A 17,877-nucleotide genomic window follows, 5' to 3' on the forward strand; every position below is an offset into this window, starting at 1 on the left:
CGGTTAAAATAGAGGTAGTAAAGCCTAGGAGGAATTGTGAATGAGAAAGCTTTCGATTATTGGAATGCCGATGGACTTAGGTCAAATGAGGCGCGGAGTGGACATGGGACCAAGTGCAATCCGCTATGCTGGAATAAATGAAAGGCTAAAGCCCCTTTTTGATGAAATACATGATTTAGGGGATATTCCAATTGGAAGACCCGAAGTAGTGATTGATAAAGAATCAAATCTTCGTAACTTAGACTTGGTTTCAGAAAAAAGTACAAAGTTAGCTGCAAAAGTGGATGAGGTTGTTCAATCGGGTTCGTTCCCGCTTGTCCTTGGTGGTGATCATAGTATTGCCATTGGTACATTAGCCGGTGTTTCAAAACATTATAAAAACCTAGGTGTTATTTGGTATGATGCTCATGGTGATCTTAATACAGCTGAAACATCTCCATCGGGTAATATTCATGGAATGCCACTTGCTGTTAGTATTGGCTTAGGTCATCCTTCTTTAACTGAAATTGCAGGATATGCTCCTAAGGTAAAGCCGGAGAATGTGGTTATTATAGGAGCAAGAGCCCTTGATGATGGGGAGAAAGAACTGATAAAAGAAATAGGGATTAAAGTTTATACGATGCATGAAATTGATCGTTTAGGTATGGCAGCGGTAATGGAAGAGACTATTTCCTACCTAAAAGAAAGAACAGACGGTGTCCATTTATCCTTGGACTTAGATGGATTAGATCCAAATGATGCACCAGGTGTAGGGACCCCTGTTATAGGCGGAATCAGTTATCGTGAAAGCCATCTTGCAATGGAAATGCTAGAGGAATCTGGAATTATAACATCTGCGGAGTTTGTCGAAGTAAATCCAATTTTAGATGAAAAAAATAAAACAGCTACTGTTGCTGTGGAGCTTATGGGCTCATTATTCGGGGAAAAACTTTTATAAAAAAACAAGCAGCTTCTTTCATCCAAAGGGGCTGCTTGTTTTTTTAAGTTATAATTTAATGTAAATTAAATGGTAACAGTCACATATTTTTGGCAAGTGAAATTCTTATTTGATCTATTTATTTTTATTTGTGACAGTTTTGGTAAATTTTTGTTAATATTAAAGGTATTGAAAAGTTTTTTAGCTAAACAGAATTTATATCCATAAATTCTGCTAGCGCATAAGGCAACTACGTCTAATCACCGCCCTTATGGGGCTCGCCAATCGGCGAATTTTCTTTATGTAATTGAAACTTTTTTGCTTGCGATTCGTATTATCGTATAGCCGCATTTCGGGCGGAGGTAAAAGATGGAGAATATTATAAAAAAAAGAATTAAACAGGTTAAAAAAGGCGACCAAAATGCATTTGGAGAAATTGTTGAGATTTATAAAAATAAAGTATATCAACTGTGCTACAGGATGCTTGGCAATCGCCAAGAAGCAGAAGATATTTCACAGGAAGCGTTTATCCGTGCCTTTGTTAATATAAATACCTATAATCAAGATTACAAATTTTCAACGTGGATTTTTCGGATTGCCACAAATTTATGTATTGATCGAATCCGTAAAAAGAAACCTGATTACTATCTTGACGAAGAAGTTCCTGGAACGAATGGTCTTACAATGTATTCACAGATTGCTTCAAGTGATCCACTTCCTGATAAAGAATTGGAAAGTTTGGAGTTACAAGAGACAATTCAAAAAGAAATAGTGAAATTACCTGAAAAGTATCGGTCCGTAATTGTTTTAAAATATATTGAAGAGTTATCTTTAAATGAAATTAGCAAGATTCTTGATTTGCCTCTTGGAACGGTGAAAACTAGAATTCATCGGGGGCGAGAAGCCTTAAGGCAACAACTACGTTATGTATGAGGAAAAGAGATAGAGCATCGTCAAAATAACTGACTATCCTATTTAACTTGGCGAAGCTAACATCATTCACCTTGATTTAGGTATAAGTGCTCCACTCAAACAGTCTAAATTCTTTAATTTAGCTAATTGATAAAAAATTTTTCTTTATGATTGATGGTGTAGTAGTACACTATGAACGTTTGTATGATAAGAGGTGAATATATTGAAATGCCCCGAAGAAATCATAGAATTAATGCATGCATTTTTAGATGAAGAAATTGAACCGGAAATGGAAAGGTCCCTAAGAGAGCACCTTCGTAGCTGTAAGGAGTGTGAAAGTATATTTAATGAACTGAATAAAACGATTGCTTTTGTTCGAAGTTCCTCAAATATGCAAGCACCTGATCATTTCACAGAAAATATTATGGCGAAGCTTCCAAAGGAAAAGAAAAGGGCGAGAGCTGGGCGTTGGTTGCAAAACCATCCTTTTGCGGCGGCCGCTTCCTTATTTTTTGTATTGATGATGACTAGTCTTTTGTCGAACTGGAATCAGGATCAGGAATTTTCAGTTTCAGATCAACAAAATTTGATTGTTAAAAACCATACTGTAATTGTCCCTAAAGGGGAAGTTGTGAATGGAGATGTCGTAGTCCAAAATGGGAAGCTTAGAATTGAGGGAGAAGTAAAGGGTAATGTGACGGTGATTAATGGGAAGGAATATATGGCGTCTGCAGGCCATGTTACGGGGGACATCAAAGAAGTAAATCAAGTATTGGACTGGATTTGGTATTATCTTAAGAAAACGAGCAAGGATGTAATCCATGTTTTTAATGGAAACAAAACTAATTAACACAATAAATCACCCAAAAGTGGTGATTTTTTTTGATAAAAAGGTATTCATAATTAGGAAAAGGTATATTTATGATATAATTATAAAGCTATTTAGAAATGGCGGAGCAAGGAAAAAAAGAATCAATAAATTCAATTTCTAGTGAAAAGTAACCTTATTGGGTGAAAATTAGCTATGCTCATACCGCCGTAGTATGTCAGTTTTATTTAATTGACATGTTCGTATTTAAAAGCTTTTAAGTAAACTTACGGAGGAAGATCAATGCCGTTTGCAGATGTGGGATTCTTGAAGTATTTAGCTACTATTGTTGATATTCTCCTTGTTTGGTATGTCATTTATAAATTGATGATGGTGATAAGAGGAACAAAGGCCGTTCAATTATTAAAAGGAATCTTTGTCATTCTTCTTGTGAGAGTTGTCAGCGAATTCCTCGGCTTAAAAACATTAAGCTGGATGATGCAAAATGCCATAACATATGGATTTCTTGCGATTATTATTATCTTTCAGCCCGAGTTACGAAGAGCGCTCGAGCAATTGGGAAGGGGTAAATTCTTTTCAAGAAGCAATGGGCCAGAGGATGAGGAACAAGAGAAAGCTGTTGATGCCATTTTAAAAGCAACAGAGTATATGGCAAAACGAAGAATTGGTGCCTTGATGTCAATTGAAAGAGAAACTGGAATGAGTGATTACATAGAAACGGGCATTTCTATGAATGCCAAAATTTCTTCTGAATTACTGATCAATATTTTTATTCCAAATACACCACTTCATGACGGGGCAGTTATTATACAGAAAAATAATGTTTCTGCGGCAGCTTGTTATCTACCTTTATCAGAAAGCCCCTTTATATCCAAAGAACTCGGGACCAGACACCGAGCAGCCCTTGGAATCAGTGAAGTAACAGATAGTATTACTGTCGTGGTATCTGAGGAGACAGGTGGTATTTCATTAACAAAAAATGGAGAGTTGCACCGCGATTTAAATATGGATTCTTTTAAAGAGTTACTCTCGAATGAACTGTTAATAAAAAACAAGGTAAAACAGGCTTCTTCAGCGCCCTGGAACTGGAGGGGGAAGAAAAATGGATAAACTAATGGATAATCCTTGGTTTATAAAAATTATTGCTTTAGCATTAGCCTTCCTATTGTATTCATCTGTGCCGAACTCCGGCAATAAACTATCAGATATTAATGTTCCAGGAGGTCAAACTACAGCAACAATTACAAATATTCCTGTGAAGGTTTATTATGATACTGAAAACCTAGTTGTATCTGGTATTCCAGATACTGTTGAAGTCACGATTAAAGGTCCGGTAACACATGTTCAACCTGCAAAGGTTCTAAAGAACTTTGAGGTATATGTTGACTTAACGAATGCGAAGGTTGGTAATCAAACAGTAAAGTTACATGTTAGAAATTTATCTGATAAATTGAATGTAACACTAGATCCTGCATATGCACATGTATCTATTCAGGAAAAAATAACAAAAGAATTTAAAGTTGATGCGGAATATAACAATAGGCTAATTCAAGATGGCTTTGCTGCTGAACAACCAATCGTTGAACCGAATAAAGTAAGAATAACAGGAGCCAAAGATGTTATTGACCGAATTACTTATGTTAAAGCAACATTGGATCTAAAACAGCCAATAACCGATACCATATCGAAAGAAGCGCATATAAGGGTTCTTGATAGGGAACTGAATAAATTGGATGTCATTGTGGAACCAGAAACGGTAAAAGTAACAGTTCCAATTAAGAATACAAGTACAATAGTGCCTATTAACGTTATTCAAAAAGGAACGCCTCCTTCGGGTGTGATTATAGACTCTATTAGTTTGGATTCAACGGAAGCAACTATAATCGGAAAAGAAGATGCTATAAAGGTGACTGACCATGTAAGGGTTGAAGTGGATGTAAGTAAAATACGTGATGATACAACACTTACGTTACCAATTATTATCTCGGATGGGATCACAAAGGTTTCACCACAAACGGTAAACGCCACTGTTAAAGTCAAAAAAACAGGTCAAAAAACGATCTCAAGTATCCCTTTAAATACAAGGGGACTCTCTGACCAATATAAATTAGTATTTATTGACCCGGCAAATCAGATTGTAAACCTATCTGTCTCTGGACCAAGTGATACGGTAAATAGGGTAAGTTCAGAGGATTTTAAGGCTTATATTGATTTATCGAATTTAACTGAAGGCGACCATGATGTAAAAATTCAGATTGAAGGTCCTCCTGATATAAATTGGAATTCTAATAAGTCGACGGCAAAAATTACGATTATAAAAAATAACGTATAAAATCCAGCAATATACTTGATGAAGGAGCGATTTTGAAAATGGGTAAATATTTTGGTACCGATGGAGTACGTGGTGTTGCAAATAGTGAACTAACACCTGAATTAGCTTTTAAATTGGGGCGTTTTGGAGGATATGTATTAACAAAGGATAAAGAGCGGCCAAAGGTAATCATTGGGCGTGACACGCGTATTTCGGGGCATATGCTTGAAGGAGCACTTGTTGCAGGTTTGCTATCGATTGGTGCTGAAGTAATGCGATTAGGAGTGATATCCACTCCAGGTGTTTCTTATTTGACAAAGGTAATGGGAGCACAAGCAGGGGTAATGATCTCTGCATCACATAATCCTGTTGCTGATAATGGAATTAAATTTTTTGGGCCAGATGGATTTAAACTATCCGATGACCAGGAGCTTGAAATTGAGCAATTAATCGACTTAGCTGAAGATCAACTACCAAGACCAGTTGGTTCTGAACTTGGCTTGGTAATGGATTATTTTGAAGGTGGACAAAAATATATCCAATATTTAAAACAAACGGTTGATGAGGATTTTTCAGGGATTCATATTGCTCTTGATTGTGCACATGGAGCCACTTCTTCGCTTGCTACACACTTATTTGCAGACCTTGATGCTGATCTGTCGACAATGGGGGCATCACCAAACGGATTAAATATTAATGCTGGTGTTGGATCGACTCATCCAGAAGCTCTTGCAGCCTTCCTTAAAGAAAAAGGGGCTGATGTCGGCCTTTCGTTTGATGGAGATGGGGATCGCTTAATAGCAATTGATGAAAAAGGAAATATCGTCGATGGCGACCAGATTATGTACATTTGCGGTAAATTCATGAAAGAACATGGACGACTTAAGCATGGTACGATTGTCTCAACCGTCATGAGTAATCTTGGCTTTTATAAAGGCCTTGAAACTCATGGAATCCAAAGTGTCCAAACAGCGGTGGGTGACCGCTATGTTGTAGAAGAAATGAAGAAAACCGGCTATAACCTTGGTGGTGAACAGTCTGGTCATATTATTTTCTTAGACTATAATACAACAGGCGACGGGTTACTAACCGGACTGCAATTGGTGAATATAATGAAAATAACTCAAAAGACTTTGTCTGAGCTTGCAAGTGAAATGAAAAAATTCCCTCAAAAGCTTGTGAATGTCAGAGTAACAGATAAGTACCATGTTACGGATAATGAAAAAGTAAAAGAAGTAATTGAGCTGGTTGAGACTGAAATGGCTGGAAACGGCCGTATCTTAGTACGACCTTCCGGTACTGAACCTCTTGTTCGTGTGATGGCAGAAGCTCCTTCTGAGGAACTTTGTGAAATATATGTGAATAGAATTGTGGCTGTTGTTCAAGAAGAAATGGCTTTACCTGAAGAATAAAATTCAAAGATATGCATAAGGGAACCGATCAATTCCCTTATGCATATTTTATTATCATATGGCTAAATCTTTACAAATGCCTTTAGGGGATTTGCATCCTATTGGGAAATAGTTGACTATTATCTTAGCCATATTGTAAGATTAACCTGCTTTGTTTCTACAAAGCATTTATTTTAAGTAGAAAGGTGGGTTGGAAAAAGTCAGAATTTAAAAGCGCCTGAACTAATCTGTGGTAGTCAGATTAGTTGACGAGGAGGAGGAGTATCGAATGTTCGGCGGATACCTCCCGGTTGCGACGCACAACCGTAAGTTCTTCTTTAAAACATTAGAGGTAACTCTGTGCACAAAGAGAAGAAAAATGCGCAAACTAAGGCAATGAGGCCTTAAAAAAACAGTGATAAGGGGGCGAGCTATGCCTCCAAAGCTTTCTTGCCCCCTTTATCAGGGAGGAATATAAAAATGTGTGGAATAGTTGGATATATTGGTAATGATGATTCGAAGGAAATTTTATTAAAAGGCTTAGAAAAGCTGGAATATAGAGGATATGATTCTGCAGGTATTGCCGTTATGAATGAAAATGGGGTACATGTTTTTAAAGAAAAGGGTCGTATTGCTGATCTTCGTAGCATTGTTAAGGAAGATGTTCTTGCTAAGACTGGAATTGGTCATACTCGTTGGGCTACGCACGGAGTTCCGAGCACAGAAAATGCCCATCCACATCAAAGCACCTCTGGCCGGTTTACACTTGTTCATAATGGAGTTATTGAGAATTATGAACTTTTGAAACGTGAATATTTAAAGGATGTTACTTTCGTTAGTGAAACAGACACAGAAGTAATCGTTCAGTTGATTGAACTATTTGTAAATGACGGTCAGGAAGTACTTGTTGCCTTTCGCAAAACGTTAACCCTTTTAAAAGGATCTTATGCCTTGGCGCTTTTAGATAGCCAAAATAATGAAACGATTTATGTGGCAAAAAACAAAAGCCCATTACTTGTTGGTTTAGGCGATAGTTTTAATGTTGTAGCAAGTGACGCAATGGCAATGCTTCAAGTAACAAATCAATTTGTTGAATTGATAGACAAAGAAGTTGTCATTGTAACAAAAGATCACGTAACTATCCAAAATTTAAACGGGGAAACAATCAACCGTAAACCGTACACAGCGGAGCTAGATGAAAGCGACATTGAAAAGGGAACATACCCATATTACATGTTAAAAGAGATTGATGAGCAACCGCTTGTCACTCGTAAAATTATTCAAATGTATCAAGATGAACAGGGCAATTTAACGATTGATCCTAAGATTATCAAGGCGATGAATGAAACGGATCGTATCTATATTATTGCTGCGGGTACTTCTTATCACGCAGGTCTTGTTGGTAAGCAGTTTATTGAAAAAATGGCTAAAATTCCTGTCGAGGTTCATGTGGCAAGTGAATTTAGCTATAATATGCCGATTCTTTCTGAAAAGCCATTATTTATCTTCATCACACAGAGTGGAGAGACAGCCGACAGCCGTTCCGTACTTGTCCAAATAAAAGAAATGGGTCACAGTTCAATGACGATTACAAATGTCCAGGGATCGACTCTTTCACGTGAAGCAGATTACACATTATTATTACATGCAGGTCCCGAAATTGCTGTTGCTTCAACAAAAGCATATACTGCGCAGCTTGCTGTTATCGCTATTCTTGCAGATGTTACCGCAAAAAGCCGTAATATCACTGTAGACTTTGACCTTATTCATGAACTAGGGATTGTTGCAAATGCAATGGAAGTTTTATGTGATTCGAAAGAGGAACTTGAGCATATTTCAAGAGAGTTCTTATCTGTAACTCGTAACTGCTTCTTTATTGGTCGTTCTATTGACTATTATGTTGGCCAAGAAGGTGCCTTGAAATTAAAAGAAATTTCTTATATCCAAGCAGAGGGATTTGCTGGTGGGGAGTTAAAGCATGGTACGATCGCTTTAATTGAAGAAGGTACTCCGATTATTGCTCTAGCAACGCAAGAAAGCGTGAATTTGAGCATTCGCGGCAATGTAAAAGAAGTTGTTGCCCGTGGAGCAAAACCGTGCATCATCTCGATGAAGGGACTAGAAATGGACGATGATACCTTCGTCATTCCAGAAGTCCATGACTTATTAACACCACTTATCTCAGTCGTTCCAATGCAATTACTTGCATATTATGCTGCCCTACACCGTGATTGTGACGTTGATAAACCACGCAATTTGGCTAAATCAGTTACAGTTGAGTAAAATGGATTTCAATTTTTAAAAGGGTTGTTGATTACAAATAAAGTTGTTTAATTACAAATAAAGATGTTTAATTTACAATAAAGATGTTTAAAAATAGTACGCACTTGATTACAATATATGTAATCAAGTGCGTTTTTTATATTTGGAGGGATAAATTGATGAATACTAAAAGGAAGCCACTAACAACATATGTAATTAAGAATTTAATGCTAGAAGCTTTGTCTACTGAAGATGTGAAACTTGATCCTCAAGGTCATATTTTTAAAACATATGGTTATTCAGGATCGCAGTATAACTTATTTAGATTAACTGAAGCATTAGCGATAAATAAAGGTCTCCTAATAGAAAATATCAAATTGCCGCGAATAGCATGGGGAGTTTCTGGTGGAAATTTATTCGAAAACAGTAATACTAACTTTAAACGAAAAGAAATTGAATCTTTGTTTGAAGCATTTGCGCTGTTACTAAATCAAAATATAATTTCTCCAGGGGTATATGGAGAGGCAACGATCTTACCAGCTTTCCATGTAACAGATCATGGACATGCTTGTTTAAAAGAGAGAGCTACTCTACCATATGATTCTGATGGATATTTAGGGCAGGTACAAAGTATTAGTAATATTGATCAGTGGGTACAGCATTACTTGACTGAGGCACTAAGATGTTTTAATGCGGGTTGTTATCAAGCATCAACAATTATGGTTGGATTAGCAGCTGAAAAGATTGTATTAGATTTGCTAGAGGCTTTTAAAATCTATCTAAAAAAGCATGATTCCAACTTACAATCGAATCAAAAGTTTAAAATTAAATATAATTTTTCTGTAGAACTTGAGAAAGATGTAAATAAAAAATGGCAGATATCATATAAATATGCGCAATTCGAAGAATATTTTAAAGGAATTCAATTAGACTCAACTATCACCGGTATTATCGATGAATCGGCAAGGAATACGTTTTATCAATATCTAAGACTTCTTAGAAATGAAGTAAGTCATCCTACGGATGTACTAAAAGATGAAACAGAAACTATGCTGTTATTTGTTAGTTTTATTAAATATGTAAAGTTGCAGACAGACTTAATAAACGCTTTAAAAATATTATAACTAATTAATGAGGTGATGTTGTGGCTAAACGTCAAACTGGTTGGACTGAAACAAAAATTGCTCGTTATTATAAAGAGGGGCGTGGACAAGGAGAATTAGGGAGTTACATGCCATGGTTAACGATTCAGGATGTTCCTTCAGATGGAAGAGCACATCGTGATAAGGGATGGAAAACTAAACGTGATCATCACCTATTATCTGATAAGGAATATGCATACTTTTGTCTACTTGATTGGTCTGAAGATGTTATTGATATAAGAGAGCAGTATCCGTTAAATAGGGAAATTACTACTAAAATAGCCGATAAATTAAACAGGAGACATCCTTTATATAGTGCAACTCAAACACCGATTGTGATGACGACAGATTTCCTAATCACATGTCGAAGGGGAAAAGAAATAATAAATATTGCTAGGACAATTAAAATGGAGAATGAGCTAAATAAATCTTCAGTTATCGGAAAATTTGAAATAGAGAGAGTTTACTGGGAAGAACAAGGTGTTGATTGGGGAATTGTAACTGAAAAAGAACTACATAAAGAAGTAATTGATAACTTAAAATGGATGAGATCTTCGTTTGAACTTTTTGATTTTGAAGAACTACCTTTTTTAGACTTATTGCTAAATGAACTCAAGGAGAAAAATGGTTCGATTCTAAATCACCTTAATCAATTTGATGAACAGTATAGTCTTGAAGGAGGGACTGCGTTAACACTTTTTCGTCATGCTATAGCTAATAAACTAATTAAAATTAATTTATACAAAAAATTTCATTTAACAGGAGACCTATCAACTATAGAAGTATTAGAGGTAGGTCAAAATGAAAAGAGGTGGGCTACTTGAACTTTTATATTAATGAGATTTTAAATGAAGTTCAAGATAATAAGAGTTACCGCATCTTGTGGATTGATGAAGGAAATAAAATTGCTTATATCATTGACTTAAATGATGAAAAAGCTCTCCCAATAAAACGGCTTATTTCACAAATGGAAGAAGATGTACTAACAGGCAATATAATGAAAATTAAAGAAGATCTTTATGCAGTTAATAGTGACAAAAAATACTCACAAAAGCATTTGGATGCTCGTAATCGTGCATGGGAAGTAATTAAAGAGATGGTAGTAGACGAACCAAATATATTTGAAAAAAGTACAAGAACCGATTACACCAAAAAAGCGATGGAAAAATACGGAGTATCGTATCCTGCTGTGCGTAAATATTTAAGGAAGTATTGGCAAAGGGGTAAAACGATTAATGCCCTTTTACCTGACTATCAGAACTCTGGAGCAAGAGGTAAAGAAAGAGAAGCAGGAGAAATAAAGAGAGGTAGACCTTCCAAATATTTAACTACAAAAGTAAATGTTGATGAAAAGACAAAACAGATATTTAGGGTTGCTCTTGAAAAATACTACTTGACGTCTAAGAAAAACCGATTGACCGATGCGTACAATATGATGGTGAAAGAATTTTATGCTAAAGATATTTATTTTGAAAATGGTATTGAAAAGGTAATCATCGAAAAACAAGAGAACATCCCAAATATACGCCAATTTCGATATTGGTATGAAAAAGAATATACAGTTACTGAATCAATAATTGCTCGTAAAGGAAGAAAGAAATTTAATAAAGATCATCGTGCAGTATTAAACAATTCACTATCAGAGGTGGTTGGACCTGGATCACGTTATCAAATTGATGCAACAGTCGGTGATGTGTATTTGGTATCTAAATATAATCGAAATTGGATCATTGGTCGACCAATTATCTATTTAGTAATTGATGTATTCAGTAGGATGGTTGTAGGGATCTATATTGGTTTAGAAGGCCCCTCTTGGTTAGGAGCAATGATGGCCATATCTAATACCGTAACAGATAAAGTGAGATTTTGTGCTGAGTATGATATTGAAATTTCAAAAGAACAATGGCCATCCGAGCACTTACCAGAGATATTACTAGCAGATAGAGGGGAGTTTGAAGGGTTTAATGTAGATCGATTAGTGGAATCTTTTAATCTGCATGTAGAAAATGCAGCACCATATCGAGCTGATTGGAAAGGCATTGTTGAAAAGCATTTCGATTTAATTCAGAAAAGAGTAAAGCCTCTACTCCCTGGATATATAGATACAGATTTCCAAGAGCGTGGGGCAAAAGATTATCGATTAGATGCAGTATTAACTTTGGATGAATTTACAAAAATCATACTAAGACAAATTCTTCATTATAATCAAAAACATTACTTGAAGGACTACATTCGGGATGAGGATTTAGTGAATGACGAAGTAATGCCGATACCATTAGAATTGTGGAATTGGGGGATTCTCAATAGAACGGGTAAGCTAAAATACTTTCCCGAAGAACTAGTGAAAATTAACTTGATGCCTAAAGATAAAGCAACAGTTACCCATAAGGGTATTCGTCTTAAAGGAATTCTCTACAGTTGTGAACGAGCAATTAAAGAATCGTGGTTTGAAAAGGCAAGACAAAAAGGTGCTTGGAAAGTTGATATTTCGTATGATCCGCGAAATATGTCTATCGCTTATTTGATTGATGATAGAAATAATAATTACGAGAAATGTCATTTGCTTGAACCATCTAAAAGGTTCGAAAATACAAGTTTAGATGAAGTAACTATTCTACTGCAAAATGAAAAGCAAACATTTGAAAGTGTTAGTCATTTACAATTGCAAAAGGAAGTAGACTATTTATCAGAAGTTGAGGCAATAGTTAAAAATGCGAAAAAGAAGAAAGAAGAAGTGAAAGATAGAAATTTAAGCAAAGCTGAAAGAGTAGGTTCAATTAAAGAATATAGAAGAACTGAAAAACAAGCTCAGAGGAAAGAAGAATCCTTCATTTTTAATAATGATAGTAGTATTAATCAGGAGACTCAAATAGTTCCTTTCAAATCAAAGCAAGAAATTGAGCCAGATTATTCAAGACCAAGTGTAAGAGATTTTATGAAAAAGAGAAAGGAGAGAGAGGATGAGTAGTAAACTCCATTTGCAAAATGCGGAAGTAGCTAATTATAAGGTACAGCAAATAATTGATTTTAAAGGAAACCCTTTGATTGAAGCTCTGCCGAATATATTATCTCCAGAAGAAGCATTTAATGGGCTCAGTTATTTCCCTGAATTTGATCAACAAGAGAAAACGTTACCAACTCATATTCGCTATCATGCAATATTAAGATTGAATCGTTTTTTTCAACCAGTTATGCAGCATTTAGATTTAGAGCAACGCTTTTCAAGATTGATTAGGCATGGATATATAAGCAGAAATCCTTTATCTCCAAATTTTACTGCTAACCTTTCAAGTGGACATAATCATCTGAATGGATTGGAAACAAAAAATGATATTAGGTCTACCGCATCTAGTATGACTTTAATGGGCTTTTCTGGAATCGGTAAAACGACAGCAATCGAGCGTGTTTTGTCACTTTATCCGCAATTAATTATACACAAGCATCCCCTAAATATTACTCAAGTAGTTTGGTTGAAGTTAAATTGTCCACATGATGGGTCATTAAAGTCACTATGCATGGATTTCTTTTTAAAAATGGACCAACTCTTAGGAACCAATTACTTAGAGAAGTTCGGTAGCAAGAGAAATTCAATTAGCGCTATGGTAACAAGAATGGGACAAGTAGCTAGATTACATTGCGTAGGGGCTTTAATTATAGACGAAATTCAGCATTTATTGGCTTCGCGCGATAATAACTCTGAGAAGATGATGAACTTTTTTGTGACATTGGTAAATGAAATTGGTGTACCTGTAATGATGATCGGGACAATGAGAGCCAAAAGTGTTCTGCAGAAAGATTTTAGGCAAGCAAGAAGAGGTAGTGGTCAGGGAGATATGGTCTGGCAACAAATGCAAAAGGACGATGATTGGGATTTACTGATAGAAAGTATTTGGGATTATCAATGGCTTCAAAATAAAGTGGATTTAACTGAAGAGTTGAACCAAACCATTTACGAGGAGAGTCAAGGAATTGTAGATATAGCTGTAAAGCTTTTTGCATTATCGCAAGGAAGAGCAATTGAAACTGGGCAAGAAACGATTACTCCAGCTTTAATTAAAAAAGTTGCTAAAGATGATTTGAAATTAGTACAACCAATGTTAAAGGCATTAAAAGATGGAAGACTATCAGAGCTTGAGAAGTATGAAGATATAATGCCTATGGATATTGCTGAATATTTACAACATCATCAGTCTAAGATTGATTTACGTGCTTCTATTCAAAAGAAAAAGGCACTTATAGCTGAACAGAAAAAAGAAGTTAGAGCATCTTTAGTAGAGAAGATTATGTTAACACTTATCAACTTTGATGTAGACTCATTACTTGCTGAGAAGTTCACAACTAAAGCAATAAATGAATTACCTCAAAGTTCAGAAGTTGAAATTGTTGCTAGAGCAATGCAATTACTAGCTGAAGAGAAGAATAAAAAGAAGAGAAACAGAACTAAGGAACATGAAAATAAATTAAAATTAGTAATAGACAAAGGCAAAAAAGAACAAAAGTCAGCATATGAAGCATTAAAAGAAACTGGATATATTAAACTGCCACAGGATGACTTTGCAATATAAGGAGGAAACCAGTTGCTTGCGTACTTTCCTAAACTCTATGAAGATGAACTGTTGTACAGCTGGTTTGCTCGCTATCATGTTCATTCTGCAAATATTAGTCCCAAACAGACAATGAAAGACTTATTTGGGACAACAAACGCTATAGCGATTCCCGATCTACCTACTCATTTAAATGAAGTTTATGGACGCATAAAGCACTTTGATATTCCATCAATAGATCAATTAATAAAAGAGCATACCCTTTTTCGTTACTATACAGCATTTCAACCAAAACATATCACTGATTCGATTTTAGAATTAATGAAAATTGGAAATCGATTAAGTACTGTTTATTTAATGACAGGTGTAGCTGCTAGTTCTGTAAAAGAATGGGGCTATTTCCGATTTTGTCCTTCTTGTATACGAGAAGACACTCAAAGTAAAGGTGAACCATATTGGCATGTTTCGCAACAAATACCAGGAGTTCATATATGTTCAAAGCATGGTGAGTACCTGTTTAACTCAACCGTAGAATTCAGAAACGGAAAAAAACATGAGTTTTTTGCAGCTTCTGGAGAAAATTGTTTATTATCTAATGAAATTAATCCTCATACAGAGAGAATAACAACATTTTTAAAAATGATTGTTGAACAGAGTAGTTCTCTAATTTTGAAAGACTTTTCACTCGAATTTAAAAATATTCACAGATCGTATAAAAGTTTACTTATACAAAATGGATTAGCAAATGCCAATGGTACGATTAACCAACGGAACTTAGCGGAGCAATTTAAATTGTTTTATGGTGAAGTACTATTAAATATCGTACAGTCTTCAGTCAGTTATGAAAATCCATCTTGTTGGTTGAAAAATATTACACGCAAGCATAGGAAAACTTTTCATCCAATACGTCATATATTGTTTATCCATTTCCTTACTACTTCGCTGGAAAACCAAAATAAATTCTCGGAGATAGAATATCAACCATTTGGTAAAGCACCTTACCATTGTTTAAATCCAGCTGCATTACATTATAAAGAAAGGGTCATATCTGATATGCAAATTAGTTTGTGTAATGATACTAAACGTCCTGTTGGAACCTTCAGTTGTTCTTGCGGTTTTGTATATTCAAGAAGGGGACCTGATAAATATCAAGAAGATGCATTCAAATTTGGACGAATTAAAAAGTTTGGTCATGTATGGGAAGATAAATTGAAGCAATTGGTTCATCATGAGAATAAAAGTTGGTACGCAGCTGCAAAAGAAATGAAATGTGATATTGGTACGGTTAAAAAGTACTCTAAAAAAATTTTATTTGAAGAAAATCAATCAAACATAAATAAAGTTGAAATAGCTCAATTAAAACAAATTGATTGGCTTTTGCTATTGAAGATGTATCCAGAGCACACAGTTACGACTTTACGTGAAATAGCTCCTGCATTGTACATGTGGCATTACAGAAATAATTTAGAATGGTTCAAAAATAATTCTCCAAAGCAAAAAATAAATACTAACATTTCAAAAAGAATAGACTGGTCGGAAAGGGATAACAAAGTGCTTCATGATATGAAGGAAGCATTTATTTACCTGAAATCAATCGAAAAGCCCACATTTATAAATAGGAGCAGGATCGGAAAAGAAATTGGATGTTTAGCACTTCTTGAAAAACATTTACACAAAATGCCAAGAACCAAACAATACTTAGAAAGTAACATTGAGTCTCGTGAGGAATTTCAAATTCGGAGAATTATTTGGGCTTGCCAAAAAATAAATGATAGTGGTCAAGAGGTAGTGATGTGGAGAGTTAAAAGGAAGGCGGGAATAAAAGAAAATGTGAATCCACAGGTCTTTATATACATGGAGGAAGAAATATTAAAATATAAAGAAGGTGTTCAAAATACTGAGAATCAGACCATGGCCATTTTTGAAAGAAATAGCGACACTCCATTGGCTTGGCAATGTCAAATTGAAGAGCAATCAATGGTTCATACAGACTGGCTTTATATGTAAAGGAAATTGTGAAATCATTGATTTGCCCATTGGTGTGTTACCAATATTAAAAATAGGTGTGCCCTATCAAGATGGTGTGCCTCTATTAACACAAAAAGTTGGCACTCTATTTGATGTAATAGTCAGCAATTTTAAAAATGGAACCACTTCTAAAGCGATAGACGTTTGTCGAAATTTTAATTATTTTCTTCACAAGAAACCGGAATTAATGATACAAAATATGTGGTCCTTTAAAACAGACGAAACAATTTATCACATTCCACAAACAGAAATAGTACGCGCGCTGTTTGCAGTCAATAAGACAATGTCAAATGCACTATTTCGCCCGAATGGATTAGATTTTCTAGTAAATAGAGTATCGATGAATAAGGATCAGCTTGCAACAATTGATTTTTCAGATGAAGTACCGAATTCAATTATGTCAGATGATTTTGTTCGATACTTCGGTTGGATCTTTCTGCATCCTGAAATGAAAAGGTCCTATTCGTCTGTTCAAAGTAATTTATATGGAGTGTTGACGAAAGCAACTAATTCAAGAGGAATACCAATTGAAGTGGTAATTCCAAAAATATTTAATTTCCAATTAACTGTAAGAGGGGTTATACAAAACAATGAGGTACTTATTTTAGAGTGGATTGGGTCAGATATTGCTGATCCACCATTTAGAGAACTTGAATTACATCATAAATCAATCAAGAAAAGAATTTATTCCCCTGAAAAAAGAAAAAAGAGGGTTTCAAACAGTAATAAAGAAGAGGAATTCGAGTTAAATGAAAATGACGGAGAGCGATCGAGAGAAGATACAAATCAAATGGTAATAGAGGCTGATCCAACTCAGATGGCTTTCCGTCATTCACCTACAGTCAATAGAATAGCAAATTATGAACAAAAAGTGAATCAAGGTGATGATTATATATCTAATATTGGTCAAGGTGGAGGAACACAGCAGATGACGGTTGCTGTCGATGAAGCCTTTTTTGGTGGAACGATTAAACCAATTGAGTTAAAGACTCTAGAAATTGCCGATACATATATGAATTATGGTCTTGAGAAATTTTTAGTAATGTTAAATTGCCTAAATAAAAGAGTTAAAAGTGTGTCCGTTAACTTTATTTTTCTTCCCTTAGGGAGAAAATTTTCTTATCTTCCAGACGGTAGAAGGCGAATATGTGCAATTGCAAAAATAATTAGTGGTAGAAAAACAAATTATATTCTTGAAGTTGTTTTACCAGATAACCGGTCATTATCAACATTAATAGTATCTTCAAGTGAAACATTAAGCGAAGATGAAAGCACAATACGAAACTTATTACATAACTTAGTTTTTGCAAGTGGTAGCTGGAGTCAATCATTCCTTTATAAGTATAAGTATGAGCGCCTAAAGCATCTTCAAGAGTCACCAGAGGAATGGTCAACTAGAATAAAAAGATCCTTGTATAAATAAATGATTTTCTCCTTTGTACTTAGGACAACAAATTATTCAATAAAATGGTGTCTAGAATAACCGTTTGATGACGATATACCGATCGAACATCCAAAGCTTATAGAATAGGTGAATTCAAT

The 17,877-nt window shown here is 35.2% G+C and carries 13 protein-coding genes; all 13 read left to right on the forward strand.

From position 1 onward, the window contains the following. The first annotated feature begins 40 nt into the window (after positions 1-40). Entirely contained in the window at positions 41-937 is an 897-nt protein-coding gene (gene rocF, locus RCG20_RS12230; protein ID WP_308180424.1) for an arginase, read from the forward strand. A 348-nt stretch (positions 938-1,285) separates the two neighbouring features. Continuing rightward, on the forward strand, positions 1,286-1,849 hold the full coding sequence (gene sigW / locus RCG20_RS12235; protein WP_308180425.1) for an RNA polymerase sigma factor SigW: 564 nt from the start codon (positions 1,286-1,288) through the stop codon (positions 1,847-1,849). A gap of 202 nt (positions 1,850-2,051) precedes the next feature. Then, entirely contained in the window at positions 2,052-2,678 is a 627-nt protein-coding gene (locus tag RCG20_RS12240; protein ID WP_308180426.1) for an anti-sigma factor, read from the forward strand. Between the two features lie 261 nt (positions 2,679-2,939). Further along, on the forward strand, positions 2,940-3,767 hold the full coding sequence (cdaA, locus tag RCG20_RS12245) for a diadenylate cyclase CdaA (protein WP_308180427.1): 828 nt from the start codon (positions 2,940-2,942) through the stop codon (positions 3,765-3,767). Beyond that, positions 3,760-4,989: a CdaR family protein gene (locus RCG20_RS12250; RefSeq protein ID WP_308180428.1), complete on the forward strand. Its 1,230-nt coding sequence runs from the start codon at positions 3,760-3,762 to the stop codon at positions 4,987-4,989. Before cdaA ends, RCG20_RS12250 begins: the two co-directional genes overlap by 8 nt. 38 nt (positions 4,990-5,027) lie before the next feature. Then, positions 5,028-6,380, forward strand: coding sequence for a phosphoglucosamine mutase (gene glmM / locus RCG20_RS12255; protein WP_308180429.1), 1,353 nt, complete (start codon positions 5,028-5,030; stop codon positions 6,378-6,380). A 459-nt stretch (positions 6,381-6,839) separates the two neighbouring features. Continuing rightward, positions 6,840-8,642: a glutamine--fructose-6-phosphate transaminase (isomerizing) gene (gene glmS, locus RCG20_RS12260; RefSeq protein ID WP_308180430.1), complete on the forward strand. Its 1,803-nt coding sequence runs from the start codon at positions 6,840-6,842 to the stop codon at positions 8,640-8,642. Between the two features lie 158 nt (positions 8,643-8,800). Beyond that, positions 8,801-9,745, forward strand: a complete 945-nt coding sequence (locus RCG20_RS12265) for a hypothetical protein (protein ID WP_308180431.1) — start codon at positions 8,801-8,803, stop codon at positions 9,743-9,745. A gap of 20 nt (positions 9,746-9,765) precedes the next feature. Continuing rightward, on the forward strand, positions 9,766-10,587 hold the full coding sequence (locus RCG20_RS12270; RefSeq protein ID WP_308180433.1) for a TnsA endonuclease N-terminal domain-containing protein: 822 nt from the start codon (positions 9,766-9,768) through the stop codon (positions 10,585-10,587). Continuing rightward, positions 10,575-12,731: a Mu transposase C-terminal domain-containing protein gene (locus tag RCG20_RS12275; protein WP_308180434.1), complete on the forward strand. Its 2,157-nt coding sequence runs from the start codon at positions 10,575-10,577 to the stop codon at positions 12,729-12,731. The genes RCG20_RS12270 and RCG20_RS12275 overlap by 13 nt, the downstream gene beginning before the upstream one ends. Beyond that, on the forward strand, positions 12,724-14,328 hold the full coding sequence (locus tag RCG20_RS12280) for an ATP-binding protein (RefSeq protein WP_308180435.1): 1,605 nt from the start codon (positions 12,724-12,726) through the stop codon (positions 14,326-14,328). The genes RCG20_RS12275 and RCG20_RS12280 overlap by 8 nt, the downstream gene beginning before the upstream one ends. A gap of 12 nt (positions 14,329-14,340) precedes the next feature. Next, complete coding sequence (locus RCG20_RS12285; RefSeq protein WP_308180436.1) at positions 14,341-16,314, forward strand: TnsD family Tn7-like transposition protein; 1,974 nt, start codon at positions 14,341-14,343, stop codon at positions 16,312-16,314. Then, positions 16,271-17,758 carry a Tn7-like element transposition protein TnsE gene (locus tag RCG20_RS12290; protein ID WP_308180437.1) on the forward strand — a complete coding sequence of 496 codons (1,488 nt, stop codon included), beginning with the start codon at positions 16,271-16,273 and terminating at the stop codon, positions 17,756-17,758. Before RCG20_RS12285 ends, RCG20_RS12290 begins: the two co-directional genes overlap by 44 nt. Positions 17,759-17,877 lie beyond the last annotated feature (119 nt).

It is taken from the genome of Neobacillus sp. PS3-40, assembly GCF_030915485.1.
Taxonomy (GTDB): Bacteria; Bacillota; Bacilli; order Bacillales; family Cytobacillaceae; genus JAUZPL01.